We start from the raw sequence: 21,571 nt of genomic DNA, 5'->3' as shown, positions 1-21,571 counted from the left end.
CGGACTGTCAGACCTTCCTCGCGGTAAAGCCGCTGTGTCTTCTTGCGGTTGATCGTGATGCCCTCCCGCCGCAGCAGGATGTGCAACCGCCGATAGCCGAACCGTCGGCGCTGCTGCGCCAGCTCGCGCAGACGCGACCGAAGGTCGCCATCATCTGCCCGGCTTGAGCGATACCGCATGCTCGTGCGATCCGCCCCGACGACAGCACACGCCCGCCGCTCGCTCATCCCCAGCGCCGTCTGGAGATGCGCGACCGCTTCCCGCTTCGCGGCGGGCGTCACCATTTTTTTGCCAGCAGGTCCTTCAGACCTGCGTTGTCCAGCATCGTGTCCGCGAGCAGTCGCTTGAGCCGGGCGTTCTCCTCCTCGAGCGCCCGCAGCCGCTTCGCATCGGACACCTCCAAGCCGCCGAACTTGGCTTTCCAGGCGTAATAGGTCGCGCTCGACATCCCGTGCCGCCGGCACAGATCCGTCACCACCGCACCAGCCTCGGCCTCCTTCAGGATGCCGATGATCTGCTCTTCCGAAAACTGCTTCCGCTTCATCTGTCCGTCCCTTTCCGGGGTCGGACTCTAGCTCCAACTGGAGGAAAAAACGGGGGTCACGTCACGCGCGATGTCCTTTGTAACTCTGGATCCTGACTTTCGTCAGGATGACAGGAGGCGGTCCGCCCGCCATCAGCGGACCGCCTTTCCCACCAGATCACGCCCGCGGGATCAAAGGCCCCACGACAGACGGATATAGCCGAACTGCCCCGGCACGTCATACGTGGTCGGATCGTAATTCGGCCCGGTGCAGCTGAAGCAGGCCGGCGGGTCCTGGTTGAACACGTTGTTCACGCCGATCGTCAGCCCCAGCCGGTTCTGCAGCCAGCCCGGTGCCAGCGTGACCTGAACGTCGCCGTAGAACGTGCTCTTGAGCTTTTTGCCATCGGCTTCCTTCACGCTGTCGATATAGCGGCCGGTAAACGACGCGCGCGCTGCGCCGATATCCCAGTCGATCACCCCGTTTCCCTTGAGCTTGGGGTAGGATTGATCCGGAAAGCCGCGGGTCGTGCCGCGATAGTCGGTGGTGGTGAAGCCCGTCGCCGCCGGGAAGGTCTCGGCATATTTCAGCAGGATATTGCCGTTGAGCGACAGCCCGAACGTCCCCGCCGAGGTGCGCGGCGAGCGGTACACCATCGTCACGTCGACACCGCGGGTGCGGATCCCGCCGATATTCTGCAACTGCGCGTTGATCCGCGAGATCAGCCCGTTCGAGGTCCGCGTGATCGCCGCACAGCTCAGCGCATCGCCCGATTCCGCACAGCGGCTCAACGTCAGCTGCGCTGCGACGGGTGCGATCGCGTCGGTCACCTTGATGTCGTAATAATTGCCCTCGATGCTCAGCTGGCTCGCAAAGCCGCTGTTCCTCGCCCAGTTCGGAGCATAGACGCCGCCGAACAGCCAGGTCCGCGAGGTTTCCGGTTTCAACGCGGTGTTGCCGCCCGTCAGCACGCCGAGCTGGCCGCCATTCGGCTCCTGGTAACTCCCGTTTGCCGGCACGCCGTTTGCAGTGCAGTTCGCACGCACCGTGGCGGACGTCTGGTACGGCGACCCGGCGACGTTGGTGCAGGGATCGTCGATCGGTGCGTCCGAGCGGGATTCCGCCCCGAACAGCTCGCCGATGCTCGGCGCACGGAAGCCCTGCGCATAGGACGCCCTGAACAGCAGGTCGCTGACCGGCTTCCACAACCCGCTGCCGGTGTAGGTCGTGTTGCTGCCGCTGGTCGAATAGTTCGAATGCCGCACCGCGCCGCCGACTTCGAGCGAATGGATCAGCGGCGTGTCGTGGATCAGCGGTACGCGCAACTCGGCATAGACTTCGTCCGAATTGAAATTGCCGCGTGCGGGCTGCGCCGGGATGTCCGCACCGAGACCCGCGGTGATCAGAGGATCGGGCGTAAAGCTGCCATATTGGACGCGGTGCTCATAGCCCGCGGCGATGCCGACCGGCCCAGCGGGGAGGTCGAACAGGTCGCCCGATATATTGGCGGTGTAATCCTCCAGGCTCTGCGAACTACGCGCGCGCTCGTCGAACGCGATATAGGCGAGCATCTGCGGGGTAACGGAGCCCGCGCCGCCGAAGATGTTGAACGGGACGCACGCCCCGGTGCAGTTCGCGACCGGGCCCAGCGCCTGTTGTAGAAGCGCCGCATTGATGTTGCCGGTGAACAGCTGCTTGGCATCGTTGAAGCCGAGCACCGCATTGGCGTCCCAGTAGAATTTACGGCTGCCGACGGTGAACGAGCCGTCGAGGGTCGCGGTCGCCGACATCGTGTCGACGGTCTGCGAATAGGTCCGCTGCCCCGCCTCGACGAGACGACGCCGCACCGTCGAATAGTTCGCCGGCGCGTTACCCGCGCCGCCCGCCGACAATGTGTAGCCGAACGGGTTGAACGGGTTGGTCGCATCGATCGAGATCGTGTCGAGCAGATTGCCGTTGCCGGCGTCCGGCCCGACGAACAGCGGCAGGAATGCCGCCTGGTTTTGCGAATTGCGCCGCGTGTAGTTCATCTTCACGCGCAGGTTTACGCTGTCGGTCAGCTCCTGCTTGGCGCTGACGAAGAAGCCGTACCGCTCCGACGGTGTCAGGAAATAGTTGAACGGCGCGAAGTTGAACCGGTCCGACGCGGTGAGCAGGCGGAAGTCGCTGTTCGCGCCCGTGGGGTTCGCCGCATCGTAGCGCGGTCGGCCAAGGATCGGCGCGGATTTGAGCGTCAGCGCGGCGCCGGTGAGTTGCACATAGCCGTTCACCGTCGCGCTCGAACAGCCGCCGATCGGATCGGTGCAGCTCGTCTGGCCGGGGTTGGGGAATTGCGAGATCGCGCGGTCGCCGGTGCGCACCGCCTCCTGCTTCACATAGCTGCCGCCGAACACCACGCTCGTCCGCGGCGCCTGGATCCCGTAGCTGACATTATAGTCCTGCGTATGGCCGTCGCCCTGCCGGAACGTACCGAACTGCGCCGACGCCTTCAGCCCCTTTTGCTGCGACTTGGTGATGATGTTGACGACGCCGGCCAGCGCGTCCGAGCCATAGAGCGGCGACTGGCCCGACTGGAGGATCTCGATCCGCTCGATCGAGCCGACCTGGATCGTGTTGAGATCGACCGTCGAGGGGATACCGCTCGCCGAGGCGCCGTTGACGAAGCGCAGGCCGTCGACCAGCACCAGCGTCCGTTTGGCGGTGAGGTAGCGCAGGTCGATCTCCGCCGACCCTGCACCGACGCCACCGCCGTCGGGCGGATTGCCGATGTTCCCCGAATTGTTGACCTTCGAGTTCAACCCGCCCGCCGCGCTCGGCAACCGCTGGAGCACGTCGGCGACCGACGACAGCCCGGTCCGCTGGATCGATTCCGCATCGACCGTGATGACCGGCGACGGTTGATCGAGCGGACTGCGACGGATGCGCGACCCGGTCACGACGATATCGCCGCCGGTCTCATCGTCGGCTACCGGCGCCGCTTGCGTGGCTGGCGTGGTCACGGTCTGGGCTTGGGCCGCCGTCGCCGCCAGCATCGTTGCCAGCGCCAACCCCCCGGCGCTTGCATAGGAAAACGTCTTGAACGCGCGCATGAACCTGTCCCCCTGTTCGTGTATCCGTCCGGCATCCGCTCTATTTATTTTGTATACGGATCACGGCTTGGGCGTAACGAAGCAAGGTGATATCGGTCTATGCGACAACTTTATTGCGAAATATGTCGGTTCTGTTGCACGAATGCCACGTTCGAGGGTTAGACCAGAACCGGCGCGGCCGCGCGATCCGCTTCGCCGAACACGCGTAGATAGCGAGCGATCTCCGTCGGTTCGCCCGTCGCCTTGGCGGGATTGTCCGACAGCTTCACCGCCGGGCGCCCGTTGGCCGCTATCACCTTGCAGACCAGCGAGATCGGCTCCAGCGCAGTCGCCCCGTCCGGATCGCAGCCGCGGAAGTCGTTGGTCAGGTTCGTCCCCCAGCCGAAGCTCATGCGCACCCGGCCGTGGAAATGCCCGTAAACCTGCTCGATCGTGTCGATGTCCATGCCGTCGGAAAAGATCAGCAGCTTGGTCTTCGGATCGACCCCCTGTTCCTCCCACCAGCGGATGATCTGCTCCCCACCCGCGATCGGCGGCGCGCTGTCGGGGCGGAAACCGGTCCATTCCGCCAGCCAGTGCGGCGCGTTGCGCAGGAACGCGGTCGTTCCGAACGCGTCGGGCAGCGCGATCAGCAGGTTGCCGTTATAATGCTGTCGCCAATGCTCGAGCACGCGGTAGGGCGCCTCGGCCAGCTCCGCGTCGCTGTCGGCCAGCGCGGCGGTGACCATCGGCAGTTCGTGCGCGTTCGTGCCGATCGCCTCCAGATCCGCATCCATCGCCAGCAGTACGTTCGACGTGCCGATGAACCGGTCGCCGAGCCCTTCCTTCAACGCCTCGACGCACCAGCGCTGCCAAAGAAAGCCGTGCCGCCGCCGCGTGCCGAAGTCCGACAGCACGAGGTCGGGCAGTTCGCGCAACCGCTCGACCTTCTCCCACAGCTTGGCCTTGGCGCGCGCATAGACGATGTCGAGCGCGAACCGCCCGCGATCGCGCAGGGCTGCGCGCGATTTCAGTTCGTTGATGATCGTCAGCGCTGGGATTTCCCACATCGTCGTGTGCGACCAAGGGCCCTCGAAATGCAGCTCGTACTGGCCGTCGACTTTGCGCAGATCGTATGCCGGTAGCTGGAACTCGGCGAGCCAGCCCAGAAACTCCGGCCCGAACATCTTCTGCTTCCCGTAGAAGCTGTTGCCCGCGAGCCAGATCAGCTCCTTCTTCGCAAACCTGAGCGTCCGCGCGTGATCGAGTTGCGCGCGCAGTTCGGCCTCGTCGACGATTTCCGCCAGCCGCACGGTCTTCGTCCGGTTGATCAGCGCGAAGGTCGCGGTCACGTCCGGATAGACCTGCCGGATCATCTGCAACATCAACAGCTTGTAGAAATCGGTGTCGAGCAGGCTGCGCACGATCGGATCGAGCCGGAAATTGTGATTATACGTCCGGGTGGCGATATCGGTCACGGCCATGCGCGTGGGCTCCTGCGTTGCGTTAGGCGGCGGGTGTCCGAGAAGACGCGAGTGTGTCAAGCAGCGGGCAAAGGAGACGGGCGATGGCGCGGTTCGTGGTCGTGGTGGATACGCAGTGGGATTTCATGGCGGAGCAGGGCGCGCTGAGCGTGGCGGGAGCGGCGGCTCTGGTCGCGCCGATGCAGGCGTGGCTCGCGGCGCTGAAGCCCGGCGAAACCGCGGGCGTCCTGTTTACCTTCGACACGCATTTCGTCGAGACCTATCCGACGTCGCCCGAGGCGAAGATGTTCCCGATCCACTGCGTTAAGGGTACGCAAGGGTGGCGCAACATGCTCGACGTGGCACTGATCGAGCCGGCGATCCCGGCGTGGCGGATCGAGAAGGGGGTGTTCGACATGTGGGCCGAACCGGCCCTCGCGATCGAGGGCGCGCGCGAGGCGGGACAGCCGTCCATCTTGCGTGACGAGTTCTTTGCCGGACTCACCGCAAAGGGCGTCAGCGAGGTCACGGTGATCGGTGTCGCGGCGGACTATTGCGTTCGCTGGGCGGTCGAGGGACTGATCGCCCGCGGTTTCGCGGTGACGATCCCGCGCGATCTCACGCGCGGCATCGAGCGCCAGATCGACCGGGTTGCAGCGGAAGATTTCGCGGGCCAGCGCCTGGATATCTCCGGTCGATAGCGTTGGGCGCATCACGTCCTCGCGCAAACGGTCTCGCCCGTCGCGTCTGACCGGCAATGCGTTGATACGTACTTGAAACACTGCGGACAGGATCGGCGCGCATGCCTAGCCCGAAAACTCGGAGGGAAATGTCATGCAGCGCCTGTTGGTACCATCGCCGGAATGCTCGACCGGACGCCATGTGCCGCGGTCGCGTCACCGGGATGCGCCGAGCGATGCGATTCAGCGGTCTGCGTGTCGTCGGTGCGGTGTCGCGATCGTAAAATCCGCCGTAAGTCGCCGCTGGATCGTCTCCGGGCTGCTCGGCTGAAACTCCATCGCCACCGGAGAGAATCGACATGACATCGCGGGAGTATCCAGTCTCGCGCCGTTTCGGGATCAGGGCCTGACCGGCTCCCGGTCGCCGATCGGCGCGGCGGGCGCGTCGGATCCGTTGCGCCATGTCTCGGCTCCCGCCTGGGGCAACTCGCCACAGGTGAGCGCACCATCCTGGTTGCGGTCGAGGGCCGCGAACCGGAGCGTCGCGGTGGTGGTGAACTCACCCGCGTCGATGCCGCGGTTACCGTTGCGATCGGCCGCTACGACCGGCTCGGGGAAGTCGAAGAACCCGTAACGTGCCGCGCCCAGGCGTTCGCGTGGCCCCGCGGTCTTGCTGGCGCCGCCATTCCCGAAGCGCATGGCCGGCCCGCCACGGGCAGTATTGCCGGCAGTGCCGTCGTCACCCGGCCTGCTCCCATCGGATCTATGGCGGCCGCCGACGACGCGGATTTCCGGGACGAGCACGTTTTCATAGGAAGCGATGTCGTCCGGATCGATTTCGCCGTCCTTGCGGCGATCGAGTGTGGAGAAGAAACGCAGTGCGTCATGCTGGAATTCGACCAGCGTGATCCGCCCGTCACCGTCGGTATCCGCACCTGCAAACCACAGGTTTCGCGCTGCTCCGGGGCGAAGGATCGTACGAAACGGTTCGCCCATCGGGCTGATGAACAATTGGCCCCGACCGCGTTCGGGCGGACCGCCGGGGCGGGGGAGGCCTGTGGCACACCCTGCCAGTGCAGCGGCAAGCCCAATCGTGATGACACGTCGCATGGCGGTTCCTGGATGTTGAAAAGGATAGGGCCGGTCAGCCGGGCAGCGTGATACGGGCGCGCAGACCGCCTTCGGCGCGCGCCTCGATCGTCGCGTCGCCGCCATGTGCGCGCGCGACGGCACGGACGCTTGCGAGACCCAGCCCGATCCCGCCGGTATCGCGGTTGCGGGATTGTTCGGCACGGAAGAAGGGTTCGAACGCGCGGACCAGATCGTCGGGCTTCATGCCCGGGCCGCGATCCTGCACCTCGATCACGACCATGTCGCGGTCGCGGTACAGCAGCATCTCGGCATGACCGGCATATTTGACCGCATTGCCTATCAGATTGCCGATCAACGCCTTCAACGAGGGCGCGTCGCCTTCGATCGTCAGGGGGCCGCCGGACTGAAGCACGACGTCGTCGCCGCGGTCTGCGAACTCGTCGGTAACGCTCTCCGCGAGCGATCGCAGATCCAGACGCTGGCGGCGGACATGGCGGGTCATATCGCGCACGAAGGCCATCGCCGCGCCGATCCGGTGGCTCATCTCCTGGATGTCTTCCTCGGTGGCGATTCGGATATCTTCCGGTGCCTTTTCGAGCCGCAACGACAGCCGCATCAGCGGTGTCCGCAGGTCGTGCGCGACCGCGGCGATCAACGTCGTCCGATCCTCGACATAGCGATTGAGTCGTTCCTGCATCACGTTGAAGGCAACCGCCGCCTCGGCGATCTCGGGCGGACCGGTGAGCGTCAGGGGTTCTGCCCGCGGATCGCGACCGAGCCGTTCGACCGCAGCGGTGAACTGACCGATCGGCTTGACCACCCGCCGCGCCAGCGCCCACGCGATCGGCGCGACCACCGCCAGCGCCACCAGAAACCACAGGATGATGCGGATCCGCCACGGTCCCATCACGGCACTGGTCGGGCGGATCACCCGCCATCGACCGCCGCCCAGGTCGATGGAGACGATGAACGGGCCGAACAGCGCGTTCTCCAGGGCGGCGAAATTGTGATGGCGACGCGGTCCCATCGACGGTCCCATCGGTATCGGCGGCCGGAGCGCGCCTGCGAACATCGGGCTTCCAGACCGCTCGGCCTCGACGACGACCGCGGACGTGGGCAGGCCCAGATCGCTGGCGATCACCGCGCCGATCCGGCGGTCGCGCGGACTGTCGGTCGGGTCCGGTCGGCGCGTCGAGATTTGGGTCTTCAGCAACTTGGCGGGATCCACCCCGGTGCGCGCGAACGCCGCGATACGGGTGGTCGTGAAAATAATCGGCGTCGGCGGCGGCATCAGCAGCAGCGTGGCGAAGTTCAGCACCTGCACCAGCAATACGGTGATCAACATGAGCGCGAAGATCCGCAGGAACAACGGCCAGGATCGTTGCAGATTGCGCGCGCGCGCATCGTCCCTGCCGGTGTCCCTGCCGATCGGGTGGGACGCCCCGGTCATAGCCGCACCACGCGTGGGACGAAGAAATACCCCTCGTTGCGGATCGTCCTGATGATGTCGTCGCCACGCGAGCGGAGTTTGCGTCGAAGACGGCTGACCTGGACGTCGATCGCCCGATCGAAGGCGTCGGTATCGGGCCCGCGCGCCGCCTCCAGCAACGCATCGCGTGCCAGGACGCGTCGGGGGCGCTCGACGAACGCACGCAGCACGGCAAACTCGCCATCGGTCAGGTCGATGAGCGTGTTGTCGGCGTCGAACAGTTCATGCGCGGCGAAATCGACCCGCCAACCGAGAAAACCATAAGCCCGCCCTTCGCTGGCATCCTGCATCTCACGCGCACGTAAGGCTGCGCGGACGGTGGCGAGGATCTCACGCGGACTGCACGGCTTGGTAAGATAGTGGCTGGCACCGATCTCGAGCCCCAGGATCCGGTCGGGTTCCTCACCGAGGGCGCTCAGCATCACCACCGGCGGCCCGGCAGCGCGCGCGAGGCGGCGGCAGACCGACAGGCCATCCTCGCCCGGCATCATGACGTCGAGCAGGATCAGCGACACAGACTGGCGCGCCAGCACGCTGTCCATCTCCTGTGCACTCGTCGCGGTTTCGACCTGATAGCCGTGCATGCCGAGGCTCTGCGCCAGCAGCGTGCGGATCATGTGGTCGTCGTCGACTATCAGCAGCGTCGGTTTCGGCGACGCGCCGTCGGTAGCCGCATTGAACGATTCGGGGACGGGATTCGGCATCATGTGGCGATCCTAGCGCGCGCGTGTGTTCGCGATGTTTCTGCATGCGCCAAAGTACGTCGCCTCGCATCCTCTCGTTGCGAGAAACGTAGGTTAGAGAGGCCGTTACTAGCCTATGTGTCACGGTGGGGCAGGGGGCGTCACATCGGGAAACATCCCGGACAAACACCGGGTGCAGTTGGGACGGCATGGCTCACCGTCTCCCTCTCCCCGAAAGTCGCCGGCGATGAACGTTTCCCAGCATTACGAACCTGCGATCTCGCGCCCGCCGCTCATCGCCGAGTGGCGGGATGATGCGACACACGATCCCGCGGAGGACACGGCGTATCACGCCGCGCGGATCATCATCGTCGATGACGACCCCGGTCTGCGCGAGCTTCTGACCGAGTTTCTCGTCGATAACGGTCTCGGCGTGGAGGCGGTGTCGAGCGGTGCGGCGTTAAGGGCAAGGCTGGTTCAACGGCCCTGCGATCTCGTGATACTCGACATGATGATGCCCGGCGAGGATGGTCTTTCCGTGTTGCGCGGACTTGCCCAGTTCGCCGATCCCCCTGGCGTCATCATGTTGTCGGCCCTGTCGAGCGAGGTCGACCGCGTGGTCGCGCTGGAGATGGGCGCGGACGATTATGTCACGAAGCCATCCACCCCGCGTGAGATCCTCGCCCGCATCAGGTCGGTATTGCGGCGTCGCAATCGGACCACAGCCACGGGTACGGACGTGGGGATCATCGCCGAGCCAGGGGAAGCCGCGCGTTACAATACGACGTACCGGTTTGCCGGCTGGACGCTCAATTGCCGCATGCGATCGCTGCAGGCGCCCGGCGGCGAGATCGTGTCGTTGACCGAGGGGGAGTTCCAGATGATGGATGCTTTCGTCACGCATCCGCACGCGGTTCACACGCGCGAGGACATGATCGCATTGTCGGGACGCGCCGATACCTCGTCCAAAGATCGGACGATCGACGTCAACATCAGCCGTTTACGGCGCAAACTTGCCGCCTTCGATCGGACCGAGATCATCCGGACGGTACGTGGCAAGGGCTATCTTTTCATCGCCGACGTCATCGCCGCCTGATCAGGCAGGTCGTTCGCGGCGTCGGGCTGAACAGGTGGCGGACTCAGGCGCTGGAGTCGGTCGCCGGAATTATGCGGCGGCGCGCGGCGTGCTTGCGGCGTCGCCCGGATGCGCCATGAACCATTCCAGGAATTGCGCCGCGGGCATCGGTCGGGCGAACAGGAACCCCTGGGCCTCGTCGCACTCCATCGTCGACAAGCAGGCTGCGACGCCTTCGGTCTCGACGCCCTCCGCGACGACCCGGTAGCCAAGCTCGTGCGACAACCGGATCATCGTCCGGACGAGCGTCTGCTCGTCGCCGCCGTTGAGGGTCGAATCAAGGTCGCGCATGAAGCTCTGGTCGATCTTGACGACATCGACCGGCAGTTGCTGGAGATAGGCGAGACTGCTGTAGCCGGTGCCGAAATCATCGATCGCGAGCCGGACTCCGGCGGCCCGTAGCGCGGCGAGTTGCTCGCGCGCCTGCGCTACGTTCCGCATGATCGCGCTCTCGGTGACCTCGAGCTCGATCCGGTCGGCGCGGATCCGGTGTTTCAGCAGCAGCAATTGGATCCGCGCGGCGAAATCCGGTTCCTCGAGATTGTTTGCCGACAGGTTGATCGACAGATTGCCGGTAAAACCGTCGGTAATCCAGCCGCCGAGTTGCTCCAGTGCCCGGTCGACGACCCATTGTGTGAGGGGTTTGGCATGCGAGGTCTGCTCGATCAGCGGAATGAACTCCGCAGGCGACACTTCACCCAGGATCGGATGGTTCCAGCGCAACAGGACTTCTGCGCCCAGGCACCGGCGACACGTTAAATTGACGCGGGGCTGGTAGACCAGTCTTAACTGATCGTCGGTCGCCAGCGCAGCCTCGAAGTCCCGCAGCAGATCGTAGCGGCGGCGGTGGACCGTGTCGTTGGCCGAGGAGAAGAACGACACGGTCGTTTCGAGCGTTCGCGCATCTTGCGCCGCACCATGTGCGAACCGCAGCACGTCGGTCGGTTCGACCATGCCGAGAATGATCGGCACGACGCCGACTGCGCCGGTGGTCGAAAACCGCAAAGTCGATGTCCTGCTGCACTGCTCGACTTTTTCCGTCAGCAGGGCGACGTAGGCGTCGTCTTCGACGTCGGGCTCGGCGAAGAACACGAACTGGGTTGCGGCGACATGATAAGCGCGACGATTTTCGGCTAGCGCATCGCGCAATTGAAGCGCTGCGACCTTGACCATATCGACGACGTGCTCGGAGCCAAGGACCCGGGTCATGTTGTCGATCTGATCGGTCCGGGCGAGGTCGAGCATCACCAGCAGGCGGCGCTCCCCGCCGTGGTCGCGCGTAAGATCGTCCAGATCGTCGAGAAATTGCCGACGGTTCGGCAATCCGCTGATCGGGTCGATTCGCCCAAAGGCATGTTGCAGCTCGATCTGCGACATCGTCATGGCCGCGAGGTCGCGCAAGGCGGCCATCTCGTCGGCAGTCACGGTGCGGGGTTCGGTCCCAGTCACGCACAACGAGCCCAGGCCGAAGCCATCGCGGGTCGTCAGCGGCGCTCCAGCATAGAATCTCGTGCCCGACAGCGCGAGTTGGCTCGTCTTGTAGAAAGGGTGGTCGAGCAAGTCGGGAATCACCAAAGGCCTGGTCGTCTCGGCGACTTCCGAACAGGGCGCGCTGCTGCGGTCGAGTTCGGTGTGTTCGACGCCGACACGGGATTTGAACCACTGACGATCCTCGTCCGTCAACGAGATCGCCGACACCGGCAGGCCGAAAATCTGACTTGCCATCCTGGTGATCCGGTCGAAGCTCTCGCTGGCCGGACTATCGAGGATGTTGAGCTGCAGAAGTGCGTCGAGCCGCGCTTCCTCGTGCACCGTTTTGGTCATGATAGTATTTTGGCCTATATGACTTAAGTGAGTGTAAACTTAAGACCAATTATTTATAATCCGCGTTAAGTTCTTCGCAGGTGATGCTTGCGCTTCGCGGCATACAGCGCTGCATCGGCACGTCGCAACGCCGCCGCGAAGCTCTGGACTGCGGGTGTCGTGGTCGATCCGTCCATGAGAACCGCGCCGACGCTGCCACTGATTGGCAGCGGGGCGTCGTTGATCGTCATGCGCTCGGCCAACGCGCGTTCGATCCGATCGGCAACCACGGATAACCGGGCGTCATCGGCTTCGGGTAACAACACGGCGAATTCGTCGCCGCCAAGCCGCGCAAGATGATCGCTAGCGCGCACGGCGCCGCGCAGACGCCTGGCGACCTCGACCAGGACCGCGTCACCGACGCTGTGGCCGAAGCGGTCGTTGATCGCCTTGAACCGGTCGAGATCGATCGCGATGATCCCGACGGAGACGCCGGGCTTGGTCTGTTCGAGTCGTTGGTCGAGCCCTCGACGGTTGAGCAACCCGGTCAATGGATCGGTTTCCGCGGCGACGACGGCGCGCAATTGTCTTTCCCGATCTTCCGAGATGTCGATCGTCACGCCGACGATGCGCAAGGGACTGCCGTCCGGGGCACGAAGCAGCTTGCGGTCGCATCGCATCCAGCGCGGACCGTTGATCGTCGAAAGCTCGTACTCGACGGAGGCGTCGTCGATCTCGCCGTCGAGCAGCGTCTGGACCGAGGCGGCATCGCGGTTGGCCGGCGCGATATATTCGCCGTACGTATCGAGGTCGATCGGGCCCGCCCCCTCCGGCCCACGCACGAATCGCGAGAAACTCGGGGAGGTTTCGAAGCGTTTGGTTTCCACGTCGATGTGCCAGAAGCCGCCGCGTACGGCCTCCATCGCCAGCGTGAGCCGCGCGTTGATTTCCTGAAGGGCGCGATCCGCGCGCCGGCGCTCGGTCACGTCCTGGATATGCGCTATCATCCGGATCAGGCTGCCGTCCGGTGCGCGGACCGCCGAGACCGCGAGCGACGCGTGGACCGGCTCGCCGCTTGGATGAAGGTAGCGCTTTTCCAGCGTATATTCGTCCCGGTACCCTGCCACGATCTCTCCGAAGAGCAGCGCGTCGGCATTTTGATCGTCGGGATGCGTGATCGTCCGGAAATCAAGTCCTGCAACATCCTCGATCGTCCGTCCAAGCATGGCGGCGAATGCGGAATTCACCCGCTCCATCCTCCCGTCTGCGTTGGTGACGGCCATGCCGACGGGGGCATGCTCGAACGCATCGTTGAACATGATCTCGTTCTCGGCAATGCGCGCCTCGAGATCGCTGCGCACGCTGATATCGGTCACCAGCACGACGATCCCGCGGACGGCGCCGTCGCTATCGACGTCGGGGACGTAGCTCCCCTGGACACGCCGTGCGTTGCCGCCGTCGAACAACGCATATTCATAGGTAACCGGCATGCCGGCCAGGGCGTCGATCAGGCGCGGCAGGACGGTCGGAAAGTTGAGGTCGCCGACGATGTCGCGACAATGTCGTCCGACGATCTGGTCGGGGGCGATGCCGCGCCATGATGCGTAGGTCGCATTGGCGTAGCGATACGTCAGGTCACGGTCGAAATACGCCACGAGCCCAGGGAGCATGTCGAGCATCGCCGTCGCGGAGGGCATGCCGTCCGAGGATCGACCGGGTTCGCGCGAAACAGGTCGATCTTGAAAACTATCGGTCACGGGACGTGGGCAGTGGGTCATGCCACGGCTTACAGCCGGCGTGGTTAAGCGATGGTTCGTACCGCCGAGCGCCAGCACGCGATTATCGGGAGGCAACTGAGAAATCGAGCGATCACCTAAGGATGCATGACGTTTTACGCTCGCCGGACGTTACATTGTAGAAACCCTTGAGAAACCTGGTGTCTGTTGCGGTCATCCGTTCCGCGCGACCTGGAACCCCGCGAACGACTGGCTGACCGGCATGATCTCCAGCCGGTTGATATTGAGATGCGGCGGCAGTTCGGCAATCCACAGCAGCGTCGCGGCCAAGTCGGCGCCGGTCATCGGGTCGGCGCCGCCGTACAGCGTATCCGACGCCGCCTGATCGCCGGCGGTGCGGACGAGGGTGAATTCGGTTTCGATCATGCCCGGCTCGATCGACGTCACGCGGACGCCCTTGCCGTGCAGGTCGGAGCGCAGCCCGAGCGAGAATTGTTCGACGAACGCCTTGGTCCCGCCATACACGTTGCCGCCGGTATAGGGGTAGGTCGCGGCGACCGACGAGATATTGATCACCGCACCCTTCCGCGCGATCAGGCCGGGCAGCATCCGGTGCGTAAGCGATACGAGCGCGGTGACGTTGGTCGCGATCATCGTCTTCCACTGGTCGACGTCCGCCTGGTCCGCAGGCTTGGTGCCCAGCGCGAGCCCGGCATTGTTGATCAACAGGTCGACGTCGCGAAACGCCTCGGGCAGCGCGTCCAGCGCGGCATCGCGAGCGCGCTCGTCGCAGACGTCGAATACCGCGGGATGGACCGTGTCCGCGCCCAGTGCGGCGACCAGCGCATCGAGCCGCTCGGCGCGACGCCCGGTCGCGATCACCCGCCAGCCCGCACCGGCAAAGGCGTGGGCGGCGGCTTCGCCGATCCCCGAGGTGGCGCCGGTGATGAGAACGGTTCTGGTCATGTCGTTTCCTAGCCGAAGTCGCCCGGGGTGGGGGCAGGGGCTATCTAGGCACGAACGTCCGCCGCGCAAATGGTCCGCTCTTAAAGTGCGCGCACCGCCGCGAGGATCATCCGGCCGGTCAGCCGTGCCGTCTCGTCCTCCGACAGGCGCGGGCGCGACAAGGTGCGGTGGCCAAGTCCGAACATGAACGCCAGGATCAGCTCCTCGGCACCCTCCAGTTCCTTTTCCTGCAGATCGGGGTTGGCGACGCAGGCCAATTCGCGGATCATCTGGCGGAACCCGCGGCAGAGCTCGGCGATCGTGTCCGCGACGTCGGCATTGCGGTGCGCCTCGGCCATGATCTCGAACGACAGCGCCTCGTCGCCCTTGGACAGCGCGCGCCGCGCGAGCTCGACGAACCCGTCCTCGATGGTCAGCCCTTCGCATTTGACCGAGTCGTTCATCGTCTGCAATTCGGCCATCTTGGCGATGGCATCTTCCATTACGATCGCCTGGATCACCGCATTCTTGCCGGTGAACAGGCGATAGATCTGGCCGACGGAAACACCCGCCGCCACCGCCAGTTCGGACATCGGCGTCTGATGAAACCCCTGGGTCGCAAACAGATGACGGGCTGCGGCAACGATACGCTCCCGGCTACCCAGTTCATGCTGCACTGCACTCAAAATCATGTTCCCGATGCGTTTTTTGGTTGACCTGCCGCTCGCACAATCCTAGCGGGCAAGCAAGCGGAATGAACGTTCATTCCGGTAAAACTCATCTGCACGGACGTCGGGATGCTCAACATGCAGCGATTGAACCTCAAGGGATCTGTGGCACTGACCGCGCTTGCGCTGCTGTCGGCCTGCAACAAGGAGCAGGCGCCGCCACCCCCGCCGACTCCGACGGTCGGCGTCGTCAGCGTCGCCGAGGAGCCGGTGGTGCTCACCTCCGAGCTGCCCGGCCGGATCGCCGCGGTGGAGACGTCCGAAGTTCGCCCGCAGGTCAGCGGCGTGATCCGCGATCGCCTGTTCACCGAAGGCGCGATGGTCAGCAAGGGCCAGGTGCTCTACGCGATCGAGGATGCCCCCTATCGCGCGGCGCTCGCCAGCGCGCAGGGCCAGCTCGGGGCCGCGCAATCGCAGATCAACGCGACCCGTTTGCAGGCCCAGCGCTACGGCCAGCTCGTCGCGCTGAACGCGGTCAGCAAGCAGGAGGCGGACAACGCCACCGCCTCCGCGCAGCAGGCTCGCGCCAATGTTGCAGCGCAGCAGGCGGCGGTGCAGTCGGCGCGAGTCAACCTCGGCTTCACGCGCATCAAGGCGCCGATCTCGGGTCGCATCGGCCGCTCGCTGGCGACCGTCGGCGCGCTCGTCCAGACCGGCCAAACGGATGCGCTCGCGACCATCCAGCGCACCGACAGCGTCTATGTCGACGTCAACCAGTCGGCGGCGCAGCTGCTCGATCTCAAGCAGGCGATGGCGACCGGCGGCGTGACCCGCGGCGACGGCAGCGCGCGCGTCCAGCTGATCCTTCCCAACGGCACGATCTATCCGATCGAGGGTCGTCTTCAGTTCGCCGAAGTGACCGTCGACCAGACCACCGGTGCGGTGACGCTGCGCGCGCGCTTCCCCAACCCCAACGGCCTGTTGCTGCCGGGCATGTACGTCCGCGCCAAGTTGGTCGAAGGCACGCGCCGCAACGCGATCATGGCGCCGACCGCCGGTATCACGCGCGATCCGCGCGGCGGTGCGACCGCGTTGGTCGTCAACGCGCAGAACAAGGTCGAGCAGCGCACCGTCACCACCGATCGCGTGATCGGCGACAAGTGGATCGTCACCAGCGGCCTAAAGCCCGGCGACAAGCTGATCGTCGAGGGGCTGCTCAACCTGCGTCCCGGCGCGACCGTCAAGCCCGCCGCGCCGCAGCAGGTCACCAAGCCCGCCGGCAACGGCGCCGCGAATGCCGGCGCTGCTGCTGATCCAGCCGCCGCCCCGGCAGCAGGCAATACACAGGCCGGGAAGTAACCGCCCATGTCACGCTATTTCATCGATCGACCCATCTTCGCATGGGTCATCGCGATCATCCTGATGCTGGCCGGTATCCTCGCGATCCGTCAGTTGCCGATCGCCCAGTTCCCTGAGATCGCCGCGCCCAAGGTGACGGTCGCGACGTCCTATCCGGGCGCCGACGCGCAGACGCTCGAGAACACGACGACGCAGATCATCGAGCAGCAGATGAAGGGGATCGACAACCTTCGCTACTTCGCCTCGACCTCGGACGGCTCGGGCAATCTCGCGATCACGCTCACCTTCGAGCAGGGCACCGATCCCGACATCGCGCAGGTCCAGGTCCAGAACAAGCTGCAACAGGCGACGCCGCTCCTCCCGCAGGAAGTCCAGCAGGCCGGTCTCCGCGTGACCAAGGCGACCGCCAACTTCCTGCTCGTGATCGCCGCCTATTCGGAAAACGGCGCGCACGACCAGGTCGATCTCGGCGACATGATCGCCTCGAAGCTCCAGGATCCGCTGAGCCGCATCAAGGGCGTCGGCGACACGCAGGTGTTCGGCGCGCAATACTCGATGCGCATCTGGGTCGATCCGTTCAAGATGTCGAACCTCGGCGTCACCGTCACCGACATCACTTCGGCGCTGACCGCGCAGAACGCACAGGTTTCGGCGGGTCAGGTCGGCAGTCTTCCGGCGGTGAAGGGCCAGTCGCTCAACGCCACCGTGACCGCACAGTCGCGCCTGCAGACGCCGGAGCAGTTCCGCGCGATCATTGTCCGCTCGGCAACCAGCGGCGCGACCGTGCGCCTGTCGGATGTCGCCCGCGTCGAGATGGGGTCCGAGAACTACAGCTTCCAGGCGCGCTATAACGGCAAGCAGGCGGCAGGCTTCGGCGTGAAGCTGGCGCCGGGCGCCAACGCGCTCGACACCGTCAAGCTGGTCAAGGCCGAGGTGAACCGGATCGCCAAACAATTCCCGTCCGACGTCAAGGTCGCATTCCCGGTCGACAACTCCACGTTCGTGCGGCTGTCGGTCGAGCAGGTCGTCCATACGCTGGTCGAGGCGATCATCCTCGTCTTCCTCGTGATGTTCCTGTTCCTCCAGAACTTCCGCGCCACGCTGATCCCGACGATCGCGGTGCCGGTCGTGCTGCTCGGCTCGCTCGCGGTGCTGTACGCGGCGGGATTCACGATCAACACGCTGACCTTGTTCGGCATGGTGCTGGCGATCGGATTGCTCGTCGATGACGCGATCGTCGTCGTCGAGAACGTCGAGCGCCTCATTCAGGAGGAAGGGCTTTCCCCGAAGGAAGCCGCCAAGAAGTCGATGGACGAGATCAGCGGCGCGCTGGTCGGCATCGGTCTTGTCCTGTCCGCAGTGTTCCTGCCGATGGCGTTCTTCAGCGGTTCGACCGGCGTGATCTTCCGCCAGTTCTCGATCACCATCGTGTCGTCGATGGTGCTCTCGGTTCTGGTCGCGTTGATCCTGACGCCGGCGCTCTGCGCCACCATTCTGAAGCCATCGAAGCAGGATCACGGCGAGAAGAAGGGCTTTTTTGGCTGGTTCAACCGCACCTTCGACAAGGGCGTCGGCAAATACGGCAATGGCCTGCGCCGCGTCGAGAAGGGCTGGGTCCGCACGATGCTGGTCTATGCCGTGATCGTCGTCGCGATGGCGTTCGTCTTCCTGCGCCTGCCGTCGGGCTTCCTGCCCGAGGAAGATCAGGGGCTGATGTTCGCCCAGGTTTCGATGCCCACCGGCACGCCGATGGAAGAAACCGCGCGGACGATGGACAAGCTGCGCGATCACTTCCTCGTCGACGAGAAGGCCAACATCGCCGGCATCTTCACGATCAGCGGCTTCGGCTTCGTCGGCCAGGGCCAGAATGTCGGCCTCGCCTTCATCCAGCTCAAGCCGTGGGAAGATCGTAGCGGCGCCGAAAACACCGTCGCCGCGGTTGCCGCCCGCGCCAACCAGGCGCTTGCCGGGATCCGTGCCGGCATGGTGATCGGCTTCGTGCCGCCGGCCGTGCAGGAACTCGGCAACGCCAACGGCTTCGACTTCATGCTGAAGGACAATGCCGGCGTCGGTCACGAGAAACTGCTCGAGGCGCGCAACATGCTGCTTGGCATGGCCAGCCAGGACAAGCGCCTGATACAGGTCCGCCCGAACGGCCTGGAGGATGCGCCACAGCTGAAACTGAACGTCGACCAGGCACAGGCGGGGGCACTCGGCCTCAGCCAGGCGGACATCAACACCACCGTCAGCACCGCGTTCGGCGGCGCCTACATCAACGACTTCATCGACCGCGGTCGCGTGAAGAAGGTGTTCGTCCAGGCCGATGCACCGTTCCGCACCTCGCCCGCGGATCTCGGCAACTTCTACGTCCGTGGCACCACCAGCAACGCGATGGCGCCGTTCTCGTCCTTCTCGACGACCAACTGGCAATACGGCCCGTCGCGCCTGGAGCGCTACAATGGCGTCGCGTCGTTCGAGATCATGGGCTCGCCGGCACCGGGCGTCAGCAGCGGCACCGCGATCAAGGCGATGGAGGAGATGGCAGCCAAGCTGCCCCCCGGCATCGGCTATGAGTGGACCGGCCTCAGCTATGAGGAAAACCTGTCCGCCGGCCAGTCGACCACGGTCTATGCGCTCTCGCTGCTGATCGTGTTCCTCTGCCTCGCCGCGCTGTACGAGAGCTGGTCGATCCCGATCGCCGTGCTCCTCGTGGTGCCGCTCGGCGTGCTCGGCGCGGTGCTCGCGGCGATGATCGCGGGGCTGAACAACGACATCTACCTCCAGGTCGGTCTGATCACGACGATCGGCGTGGCAGCGAAGAACGCGATCCTGATCGTCGAGTTCGCCGAGGAGAAGATGGGCGACGGGATGAATGCGGCCGATGCCGCGGTCGAGGCGGCGAAGCTTCGCCTTCGCCCGATCCTGATGACCTCGTTCGCGTTCATCTTCGGCGTGTTGCCGCTCGCACTGTCGAGCGGTGCCGGCGCCGGCGGCCAGAACGCGATCGGCTGGGCGGTGGTCGGCGGCATGCTGTCCGCGACCGTCCTCGCGATCTTCTTCGTGCCGCTGTTCTTCTTGCTCGTGAAGCGCGTCTTCAAGCAGGACAAGGCCGGCTCGGGGCAGGACCGCGATCAGGTACGCAATGATGACGATAACCGTGACGGCGGCCACGACGATAGCCGTCGTCCGCCCCACGACCAGCGGCCGCAGGAGGCCTGATCCGATGTTGACCCCCATGCTCTCGCGCAAGACCGCGCTCGTGTTCGCCGCCGGGCTCACGCTCGCCGGGTGTAACCTCGCCCCGAAATACGCCCGGCCCGAATTATCGGTGCCGGTGGCGACCCCCGTCGGTCCCGCCTATGCGGCGACCGATGCGGCGGGCGCGATCATGCCCGCCGACACGTCGTGGGAGGTGTTCTTCACCGACGACCGCCTGCGTCGCGTGATCCGCACCGCGCTGGAGAACAACCGCGACCTGCGCGTCTCGGTCGCCAACGTCGCGCAGGCCCGCGCGCAATACCGCGTACAGCGCGCCGACCTGTTCCCGACGCTCGCCGCCAACGGTGGTGCGACCTATCAGCAGTCGCCGTTCGGCGTGGTCGGTGGCGGTACCGGCGGTGGAACGGGCGGTACTGGCGGCACCGGAGGCGGTGCGGGCGGCGCGGTGTCCAGCGGCCGTGCCGATATCTATTCGGCCAATGTCGGCGTCTCGGCATGGGAAATCGACCTGTTCGGCCGCGTCCGCAACCTGACTCAGGCGCAGCAGGAACAGTATTTCGCCGCAGAAGAAAACCGCAACGCAGCCCAGGTTTCCTTGATCGCCGAGATCGCGACGCAGTGGCTGACGATGGCGGCGGATCAGGATCGCCTGAAGATCGCGCGCGATACCGAGCGGGCGTTCGGCCAGACGGTCAAGCTGACGCAGGACCGCTTCCGGATCGGTATCGCCTCCGAACTTGAAGTCCGCCAGGCCAGCACCAGCTACGATCAGGCCCGCTCGGATATCGCCGAGGCGACGACGCTGATCGCGCAGGACCAGAACGCGCTGAACCTGCTTGCCGGCACTACGCTGACCGCGGACATGCTGCCGGCGCGGCTCGAGGAAACCAGCCCGACGCTGGAGAACCTGCCGGCCAACCTGCCGTCGGAGGTATTGCTGCGCCGTCCCGACATCGCCTCGGCCGAGCATCAGCTGATCGCCGCCAACGCCAATATCGGCGCGGCGCGCGCGGCATTCTTCCCGAACATCTCGCTGACCGCGGCGTTCGGGACGATCAGTCTCGGCCTGTCGAACCTGTTCGGCAGCGGTACGCAGAACTGGTCGGTCGCGCCGTCGGTCAGCCAGACGCTGTTCGACTTCGGCCGCAACAAGGGCAATCTGCGCTATGCCCAGGCCACGCGCGACGCCGCCGTCGCGACGTACGAGAAGAGCATCCAGACGGGTTTCCGCGAAGTCGCCGACGCCCTCGCGCGGCGTGGCACGATCGGCGCACAGCTCACGGCGCAGACGTCGTTGCGCGACAATGCGGCGGGCGCGTTCAAGCTGTCGGAACTGCGCTTCCGTGCGGGCATCGACGCGTTCCTGAACACGCTCGATTCGCAGCGGTCGCTGTATACGGCGCAACAGAGCCTGCTCGCGGCCCGCCTGACCCGCGACAGCAATGCAGTGGAACTGTATCGCGCCCTGGGCGGCGGGGTCACGACGACCCGGTCGCCGGACCCGCGCCCGCAAAACTGACCCGGTAATCCTCCCACGCCCGGGGGGATGTGTCTGGCGCTTGCCGGACGCAGGAAGAGGAAAGGGCGACGTAGGTTGGGTATCCGCCCCCTCCGTCACCTTCGGTGCCACCTCCCCCTGGCGGGGGAGGATCGTACGTGCCGAATGGCGGTTGGCCCCAGACCCTGTCTCCAGATGCTACCGATCGG

14 protein-coding genes and 1 pseudogene are annotated in these 21,571 nt (G+C 65.2%); 5 read left to right on the top strand and 10 right to left on the bottom strand.

Translation table 11 applies throughout. From position 1 onward, the window contains the following. The 3 genes and pseudogenes from U1737_RS16525 to pncB all read right to left on the bottom strand — a co-directional run. Positions 1 to 544: pseudogene (locus U1737_RS16525) on the bottom strand (transposase); the annotation flags it as partial. A gap of 171 nt (positions 545 to 715) precedes the next feature. Continuing rightward, on the bottom strand, positions 716 to 3,613 hold the full coding sequence (locus U1737_RS16520) for a TonB-dependent receptor domain-containing protein (RefSeq protein ID WP_248523275.1): 2,898 nt from the start codon (positions 3,611 to 3,613) through the stop codon (positions 716 to 718). Positions 3,614 to 3,771: 158 nt separating this feature from the next. Further along, positions 3,772 to 5,076 (bottom strand): nicotinate phosphoribosyltransferase, encoded by a 1,305-nt coding sequence (gene pncB / locus U1737_RS16515; protein WP_248523277.1) that lies wholly within the window; start codon positions 5,074 to 5,076, stop codon positions 3,772 to 3,774. Between the two features lie 83 nt (positions 5,077 to 5,159). On the opposite strand from pncB, the gene U1737_RS16510 reads away from it, so the two are divergent. Then, the gene (locus U1737_RS16510; RefSeq protein WP_248523279.1) at positions 5,160 to 5,756 is read left to right on the top strand and encodes a cysteine hydrolase family protein; all 597 of its coding nucleotides are present in this window, start codon (positions 5,160 to 5,162) and stop codon (positions 5,754 to 5,756) included. Between the two features lie 378 nt (positions 5,757 to 6,134). On the opposite strand, the gene U1737_RS16505 is transcribed toward U1737_RS16510, so the two are convergent. Genes U1737_RS16505 through U1737_RS16495 form a run of 3 tightly spaced genes read right to left on the bottom strand, consistent with a single transcriptional unit; the run spans position 6,135 to position 9,023 of the window. Then, positions 6,135 to 6,845 carry an EF-hand domain-containing protein gene (locus U1737_RS16505; protein ID WP_332797520.1) on the bottom strand — a complete coding sequence of 237 codons (711 nt, stop codon included), beginning with the start codon at positions 6,843 to 6,845 and terminating at the stop codon, positions 6,135 to 6,137. Positions 6,846 to 6,879: 34 nt separating this feature from the next. Further along, entirely contained in the window at positions 6,880 to 8,277 is a 1,398-nt protein-coding gene (locus U1737_RS16500; RefSeq protein WP_332797519.1) for a sensor histidine kinase, read from the bottom strand. Further along, the gene (locus U1737_RS16495; protein WP_332797518.1) at positions 8,274 to 9,023 is read right to left on the bottom strand and encodes a response regulator; all 750 of its coding nucleotides are present in this window, start codon (positions 9,021 to 9,023) and stop codon (positions 8,274 to 8,276) included. Before U1737_RS16495 ends, U1737_RS16500 begins: the two co-directional genes overlap by 4 nt. 223 nt (positions 9,024 to 9,246) lie before the next feature. On the opposite strand from U1737_RS16495, the gene U1737_RS16490 reads away from it, so the two are divergent. After that, a complete protein-coding gene (locus U1737_RS16490; RefSeq protein WP_332797517.1) occupies positions 9,247 to 10,095 on the top strand; it encodes a response regulator in 849 nt (282 codons plus the stop codon). A 69-nt stretch (positions 10,096 to 10,164) separates the two neighbouring features. Here the strand turns inward: U1737_RS16490 and U1737_RS16485 are convergent, their stop codons facing one another. The 4 genes from U1737_RS16485 to U1737_RS16470 all read right to left on the bottom strand — a co-directional run bounded on the left by U1737_RS16485 (position 10,165) and on the right by U1737_RS16470 (position 15,310). Then, a complete protein-coding gene (locus tag U1737_RS16485; RefSeq protein WP_332797516.1) occupies positions 10,165 to 11,958 on the bottom strand; it encodes a putative bifunctional diguanylate cyclase/phosphodiesterase in 1,794 nt (597 codons plus the stop codon). A gap of 65 nt (positions 11,959 to 12,023) precedes the next feature. Continuing rightward, entirely contained in the window at positions 12,024 to 13,634 is a 1,611-nt protein-coding gene (locus tag U1737_RS16480; protein WP_332797515.1) for a GGDEF and EAL domain-containing protein, read from the bottom strand. A 252-nt stretch (positions 13,635 to 13,886) separates the two neighbouring features. Continuing rightward, positions 13,887 to 14,639: an SDR family NAD(P)-dependent oxidoreductase gene (locus U1737_RS16475; protein WP_332797514.1), complete on the bottom strand. Its 753-nt coding sequence runs from the start codon at positions 14,637 to 14,639 to the stop codon at positions 13,887 to 13,889. An 80-nt stretch (positions 14,640 to 14,719) separates the two neighbouring features. Beyond that, positions 14,720 to 15,310, bottom strand: coding sequence for a TetR/AcrR family transcriptional regulator (locus U1737_RS16470; RefSeq protein WP_248525083.1), 591 nt, complete (start codon positions 15,308 to 15,310; stop codon positions 14,720 to 14,722). A 114-nt stretch (positions 15,311 to 15,424) separates the two neighbouring features. Between U1737_RS16470 and U1737_RS16465 the strand changes: the two genes are divergently transcribed. The 3 genes from U1737_RS16465 to U1737_RS16455 are packed head-to-tail and all read left to right on the top strand — an operon-like array spanning position 15,425 to position 21,383. Continuing rightward, on the top strand, positions 15,425 to 16,645 hold the full coding sequence (locus U1737_RS16465; RefSeq protein ID WP_248525081.1) for an efflux RND transporter periplasmic adaptor subunit: 1,221 nt from the start codon (positions 15,425 to 15,427) through the stop codon (positions 16,643 to 16,645). A gap of 6 nt (positions 16,646 to 16,651) precedes the next feature. Next, positions 16,652 to 19,864, top strand: coding sequence for an efflux RND transporter permease subunit (locus tag U1737_RS16460; RefSeq protein WP_332797513.1), 3,213 nt, complete (start codon positions 16,652 to 16,654; stop codon positions 19,862 to 19,864). Between the two features lie 4 nt (positions 19,865 to 19,868). Then, entirely contained in the window at positions 19,869 to 21,383 is a 1,515-nt protein-coding gene (locus U1737_RS16455) for an efflux transporter outer membrane subunit (protein WP_248525076.1), read from the top strand. Positions 21,384 to 21,571: the final 188 nt, after the last annotated feature.

This window comes from Sphingomonas fucosidasi (genome assembly GCF_036663855.1).
Taxonomy (GTDB): Bacteria; Pseudomonadota; Alphaproteobacteria; order Sphingomonadales; family Sphingomonadaceae; genus Sphingomonas; species Sphingomonas faeni_B.
The sequence above is the reverse complement of the archived record's forward strand: the minus strand, read 5'-3'. Positions and strand labels throughout refer to the sequence as shown.